At 32.6% G+C, this 6546-nt stretch carries 11 protein-coding genes; all 11 read left to right on the plus strand.

The features are described from left to right. On the plus strand, positions 1-198 hold a 198-nt coding region (locus tag H8718_RS19360; RefSeq protein ID WP_249334662.1), incomplete at its 5' end, for a MarR family transcriptional regulator. 30 nt (positions 199-228) lie between these two features. Further along, a complete protein-coding gene (locus H8718_RS19365) occupies positions 229-402 on the plus strand; it encodes a hypothetical protein (protein ID WP_249334664.1) in 174 nt (57 codons plus the stop codon). Between the two features lie 197 nt (positions 403-599). Next, on the plus strand, positions 600-1571 hold the full coding sequence (locus H8718_RS19370; RefSeq protein ID WP_249334665.1) for a nucleoid-associated protein: 972 nt from the start codon (positions 600-602) through the stop codon (positions 1569-1571). 125 nt (positions 1572-1696) lie between these two features. Then, entirely contained in the window at positions 1697-2482 is a 786-nt protein-coding gene (locus H8718_RS19375) for a GIY-YIG nuclease family protein (protein WP_249334666.1), read from the plus strand. Positions 2483-2528: 46 nt separating this feature from the next. Further along, entirely contained in the window at positions 2529-2744 is a 216-nt protein-coding gene (locus H8718_RS19380; RefSeq protein WP_249334667.1) for a hypothetical protein, read from the plus strand. 82 nt (positions 2745-2826) lie between these two features. Continuing rightward, positions 2827-2964, plus strand: a complete 138-nt coding sequence (locus H8718_RS19385; RefSeq protein WP_249334668.1) for a hypothetical protein — start codon at positions 2827-2829, stop codon at positions 2962-2964. Positions 2965-2994: 30 nt separating this feature from the next. After that, a complete protein-coding gene (locus tag H8718_RS19390; protein ID WP_249334669.1) occupies positions 2995-3411 on the plus strand; it encodes a single-stranded DNA-binding protein in 417 nt (138 codons plus the stop codon). Between the two features lie 82 nt (positions 3412-3493). Continuing rightward, positions 3494-4417, plus strand: coding sequence for a ParM/StbA family protein (locus H8718_RS19395; RefSeq protein ID WP_249334670.1), 924 nt, complete (start codon positions 3494-3496; stop codon positions 4415-4417). Continuing rightward, positions 4410-4682, plus strand: coding sequence for a hypothetical protein (locus H8718_RS19400; protein WP_249334672.1), 273 nt, complete (start codon positions 4410-4412; stop codon positions 4680-4682). The genes H8718_RS19395 and H8718_RS19400 overlap by 8 nt, the downstream gene beginning before the upstream one ends. 93 nt (positions 4683-4775) lie before the next feature. Further along, positions 4776-5288, plus strand: coding sequence for an RNA polymerase sigma factor (locus tag H8718_RS19405; RefSeq protein WP_249334673.1), 513 nt, complete (start codon positions 4776-4778; stop codon positions 5286-5288). Positions 5289-5476: 188 nt separating this feature from the next. Then, the gene (locus H8718_RS19410; protein ID WP_249334675.1) at positions 5477-5992 is read left to right on the plus strand and encodes a ClbS/DfsB family four-helix bundle protein; all 516 of its coding nucleotides are present in this window, start codon (positions 5477-5479) and stop codon (positions 5990-5992) included. Positions 5993-6546 lie beyond the last annotated feature (554 nt).

Consider the following 6546-nt stretch of genomic DNA (forward strand, 5'->3'; position numbering starts at 1 on the left):
CTTACAAAGCCTTATACAGCTGCACAGTTGGTAAAAGAGACTGGCATTGCAAAAGGCAATACATCTAGATACATAAAGAAGCTTAAAAAGCTTGGATTGATAGAAATAGATAGCATACAGGGAAGCAATAAGTACTATAAGGCTGTTTGTGATATGAGAAAGCTTATGGAGCTTATGCCGGGGCAAATAGAACTATAAAGTCAAATAACCTATTTATGGAGGCGACATATGAATGCATTAGATAAGGACTTGATAGGAGTCTGTTTAGACTCGATTGAGGGAGTACTTAATGGAATGCAATTATTTGCAGAACGAGATTATGAGGATTTAATCCAAGCAAGAATAGATAAAGCAAATAAATACATTAAAGAGATTAAAAGTATTCTTAATAAAACAAATTAACTTTTGTAAAAAATAAAGGGCTCACTAAGTAAATACTAGTGAACCCAACAAGTATATAAACAAAACTCTATTCGACAAAAATTATACTGTAGTATAAAAATATGTCAATATGCTATGGAAAAGTAAAAATTTAAAGTAAATAAAAATAATTATTGTTGGTGCCGACATTAATGTCGGTGCCAGAACGGAGGATAAAAATGAGTATTATGTTTAAAAAAGTAATTATGCACACATTAGATACGTCATTAGATATGCCACTGTTATCTAAAGAGTGCTTAAACTTAACAGATGATACAGAGGCTTATATTACAAGTTATGTAGTAGATCTATTTGAAAATCATAGCATGGCTAAAGCAGCATTTGAAGATAGCTCACCATGGCTAGAGGTTATTAAAAGTGGTATTAAAGATTTTTATAGTTTCTCATGTGATATGGCGCACCAATTTTTTGCGTACCTACAAACATTTGAAAACATTTCAAGTGGCGACTTGATTGTTACTCAATTTGAACGTGATGCAATACCCTATGCAGCATTTATTAAGTTGAACTATAAAGAGGCATTCACTCATGCAATGGATCACAGTATAGAGTGTAATCAGATCATTAAACATAAGAACATATTCCCAGAGACAAGTAGCAAGGTCCAGGAGGCAGCTATTATCAACTTAGAAACACTGAATATCCTTTTGCTAGATGTTCATAAAGAGAAATACGTGCACACATTATTAGGTTGTACAGCGCCACTTTCTACAAAACAGAAAATCAATGTTGTAGAAAAAGTTATTACAGAAGCCATTGAGGAAAACTTTGAGAATAAAATAGAGGCACTTTCTTTTGCTAAAAGTAATCTAGCTAAAAGTATTGAGAGTACAAGTAGCATTATGATAGAGGACGTATTGCATGATACATTTGGTGATAAAGAAGAAATCATAGATGCTTGTATGGATATATTTGAAGAACAAGGTATAACAGAAGAGGCTATTGAATTACAACAAGCCTATAAAATAGGTAAAAAATATACCACTCATAAGTTGAAAACAAACACTGGTATTGAAATCAAATTACCTGTTCAAATACTTAATGATCCTAATGCTGTAGAAATCATTACTAATCCGAATGGAACGGTGGAAGTAAGGCTTAAGAATATAGCAACGCTGATTAGCAAGTAGAATCTAAGATTGAAGAAATAAACGGAATGATTAATGATGTTGTAGTATATGAAATGGATAAAATGCAATGCTAATTGAATAGTGGAGAAATACCCACGCTATTTTTTATAATTAAGAGGAATATTATGGTAGGAATATATAAAATAACAAATACAGCTACAGGAAATGTGTATATAGGTAAAGCAACAAATGTAAAACGCAGGTGGAAACAACATATTAATGCACTTAACAAAGGTAAACATGCACGGAAGCTACAATTTGCATGGAATAAGTACGGAGAATCTAATTTTATATTTGAAGTTGAACAAAAGTGTGAAGTTAAAGAGCTGAACGACTTAGAGGCTTTTTATATACAACTATACGATAGTATAAACAACGGTTATAACTCAAAGACAGTAGTTGCAGAAGAGAAAATAGAAGGTAAGAAATCACTCGCAGAACTAAATACCGTAACAGTTACTTACAACAGACGACTTTTGTTAGCTTCATTACTAATGTACAAACTGGAACAAGTCATTTCAGATACAGAATATTATCCTAATTTAGACAAACAACCTGTGAATAAAAAAACTGACTTAGGATTGATACAAAACGTAAGTAAACTATGGATACCTATTATGAACAACTTTGAAGCTAGGTTGCAAGATAGCATAAAACGTCACTACGCTTTAAATACTGATATTTTGATATGGATAGAAATAGATAAAAACAAAGATTTCTTCGAACAGTTCAATACTCTATCTAATAAAGGCTACGTTAACATCAGTATAAATATAAATAACGAAGAGTATTACGTTAAAGTATATTTAGCAGACAGGACGTTTTGGGGTAAACGTACAAATTTCATCAACAACAAAGGAGAAGTCTCTTATATGTTATCTAAGTGTATGGATATTCTTAGGCGTAGATAAGGTCAAGCTTAATAAAATAGTTTTTTGGAGGGGGATAAGCGGAAACATGACTAATGAACAATTATTGGAAGGATATAGACTAAGCCAAGAGATTAATCGTCTAAAAGAGAATATCAGATCAATTATTGTAAAAGTTATATTAAATTTAAGAAAGCTATGCAAGAAAAATTACTTTTGCAGGCTTCCAAGAGGGATTCAACAAATCCCCCTTGGAGAAACTAGCGAAAATTTTTTATTAGCCAAAGAATCCATGCTAACATAATTATCACCTTCTTTAATTATATTATATGATATATTCTGAAGATTACAATAAAATAAAATTACTTTTGGGAGGAGGGCGTAAAGTGAGTATGCAACAAGTTATAGAAGCTCAAATTGCAGAGAACGAAGCACGAAAGAGCAAGCAAGAAAGAGCAAGCAAGAAATGCAGAGAAAGCTGTTTAATGAAGCGTTTGTTAGATATCTGCGTAGAAAGAGATTAAAAGAATACAGTGAATTAATGGAGGCACAAGATGAACAAAGTGATTTTGATGGGGCGTTTGACGCGTGATCCTGAAGTAAGATACTCTCAATCAGCTAACCCAGTGGCAGTAGCAAGGTATGGATTAGCGGTCAGAAAGCAGTATGTAAAACAAGGAGAATCTGAAGTTGACTTTTTTAATATTACAGCATTTGGGAAGATAGCCGAAAATGCAAGCAAGTACTTACATAAGGGAGATATGGTGTCTATAGTTGGTAGGCTACAGACAAGTTCATGGGACGATAACGGAACTAAGCGAACAAGTATTGAGATTATAATTGAGGAGCAACACTTTATAACAACAAAGAGAAATAGTGATTCGCAAGATGCATCCAGTTCAAGTGTAGCTACAACAGCAGGGGAATGGCCACCATCAACTATGGAAGAAGATGACGATTTACCATTTTAAATAAAAAATAATGATGTATGCAAAAAGCATACAAAAAATAGAAAGCATGTATGCAAAAAGCATACATAAGGAGGATATTAGGATGATTAATAAAATATTTGCAGTAGATGCAGGAAAGTTTGCAACAAAAGCAATGGCTGGTGATGAGCGTTTAATGTTTAGAAGTAATTACACTCGCATTGATGAATCGAACAGCATACCATTAGAAGGCTGTAGTTTTAAAGTTGAGATTGATAATAAGGCCTATATTTTAGGTGATATGGGAGAAGAAAGTGATTATAGCCTTGAGAAACAAAGTGTTCTACATAAAATGGCTACTTATACAGCTATAGCAAAGCTAGGGGGGAGAGATGAGATTAAAGTTGCTGTAGGGTGTCCAGTGAGTATTTTTAAAAGTGATGAAAATAGAAAGCTTTACGCAGAGTACATGAAAGAACAGCCACAAATGTTTAAGGTAGATGATGTAAGTATAAAAATTAAGATTGATAAGATAGTTGTACTTCCAGAGGGTTCAGGACCTATTTATACAGATGAGCGATTTAAGGATAAGAGAGTTGCAGTTATAGACCTTGGCGGTAGAAATATGAACTTCACTATTTATAATAATCGACTTCCTCAAGTAAGCAGTATGTTCACCGAGAATTATGGAAGTATGGACATTGAAACCTTAATCAAGCAGCAATTTGATACAAAGTATAGATGCTCATTAGAAGATAAAGATGTTAGGGCTATCTTAGAGCAGGGAGGCATTAAGTATAAAGGGCAACTTGAAGGTCAGAAACATGTTAAAGAAATTCTTGAAGGATATGTTGATAAAGTTCTTGCAAGAGTGCAAAAGGCTAACTTTAACCTTGACACGATGGATGTTGTTTTTACAGGAGGGACAAGCTTACTGGTTGAAGAAGAGATAAAACAAAGGCTATCACATGCAGAAGTCATAAAAGATGCTCAATGGAGTAATACAGAAGGGTTCAACAAAATTGTAAGGAGTAAATTTAATGTGTGAGAAAAGGGTTATGGTTCACTTTGATGAAGCTAATTTGGATCTACATAGGTATGTATCAAAGCATAGAAATAAATCAGACTTTATAAGAGAATGCATACGCTACAGAATGGAGAAAGAAAAAGACCTTAAAGAAGTTGTAATGGAAGCCATAAAGGAAGTTCTAGGAAGCGGGACTATAAGTTTAGTACAGCCTACAGATGTTGACCCCGTTAAAGTAATAGATGAAGGTATGAAAGAAGTAGCGGACTTTTTTGAAGAATATTAATTGAATAAACACCTAAGCACTTATGTCATTTTGGCATGAGTGTTTTGGTGCTTATTCAAGCAAATGAAAGTTTGATATTTAGGAGGGATTAGGATGAAAGATTATTTACAAGAGACAAAGAAATGTTTAGAAGAATACAAGGCAAATAAGGATATGCTAGAGGCTAATATAAAATTATTAAAGAAATTAAAAGAAAATCGTAAGAATAGGATAGAGGGAGAAACAGGTGTAACAGGGATTAATTATGATACAATACCATCAAAAAATAATAAAGTCACTTCAAAGGTTGAAGAAATAGCCATTAAGAATGTTCAACTTGAACTAGATCTTGAGGAGAAAATAGAGGCATTAAGTTATTATGTGAATCGTATTGATATGGGATTAGAGGACATTAAGCCTGAATGGAAAGAGGTATTAGTTTTAAAGTTTCTAGAAGGGTATACATGGGCGTATACAGAAAGAAAAGTCGGACTGAGTGAATCAACATGCAAAAGATATGCAAAAGAGGGGATTAAAGCGTTAGCAGATAAGCTAGCAGGGCAAAAGAGCTACATAGACTTACCTTTATTTAGAGATATTTATTTAGGACAGGTAGTAGGAGAATAGGTTGTTAAGAGCTAGGACATAGGTTCTAGCTTTTTTAAGTGAAATGGTGATTTTAATGAAAAAATATGATAATATATAAAAAATAGATAATTTATGAGTCGAATCATTTAATATATGACATGCTGTTGTCATATTCAATATGTTATTATGTAGAAAATGAAAGGGTAAAAAATTTATGGGGGCATAATATGCAAGGATATGAGACTAAGGATGAACTTATTAAACAAATAGTAAAGATGGCAAAGCTTTTTATTGATGAGTTTGATACAGTGAGTGAAGCTGATAAAAATAGGCTTATTGAAGGCGTTGACCACACACCATTTCAAATGTTAGCCTATCAGCTAGGATGGATGAATCTAGTTATGAACTGGGATAAAAATGAATTAGAAGGCTATGAAGTACTTACTCCTGCACCTGAGTACAAATGGAACAAGCTAGGTGATTTGTATGAGAACTTTTATGAAGAGTATAAAGAGTATTCTTTAGATGAATTAAAAGGACTATTCAATAATTGCGTTGAACGGATTATAATTTGGATTAGTAGCTTTTCTGATGAGGAGTTATTTTCACAAGGTGTTAGAAAATGGGCGTCTTCTACACCATCAAAATGGCCTATTTGGAAGTGGGTACATATTAATACAGTTGCTCCTTTTAAAACATTCCGCACAAAAATTAGAAAATGGAAAAAGCTTAATAATCAATAAAATAGTTATTTAACAAGTAAATAAAAATATCATTTTAGATAGGACTAAGTGAAAGCTTAGTTCTATTTTTCTGCATAAAATGACAAATCCCTATTTACAAATACGAACATTTGTTCTGTAATAATCATGCAAACTCCCCCCTTACAGGAGTTATCTATTGTATTACACATATGGTAGGAGTATCTTTTGTTTTTAGATCATGGCAACATGGTCTTCTTTTTTTGCTTAGAATATCATTTATTTTAGACTTACTACTTTAAATCTATTATTTACAAATAAGTAATAAACAGATATACTTAAGAGTAGATACAAAGCCAGTGTAAGTCCTTAATTATCGCAAGAAATTGTAAGCTACAGGTGCTGTAGTCGACTTAAGGCAGAGTTTTATTTTTTTATTATTTGTAAACAACGCCATTTAGTGGCATAAAGAAGACAGTTTTATAAATAAAGAGATACTTTTTTAATTGAAGGTACTTTTTGTTTATAATATAAAAAATAAGGCTCGATCTTCGGTTCTAGCCTTATTTTTTATATAGGAATATTTTTTTGCAAAG

Origin of the sequence: Zhenhengia yiwuensis (assembly GCF_014384995.1) — a bacterium.
Classification (GTDB): Bacteria; Bacillota; Clostridia; order Lachnospirales; family Cellulosilyticaceae; genus Zhenhengia; species Zhenhengia yiwuensis.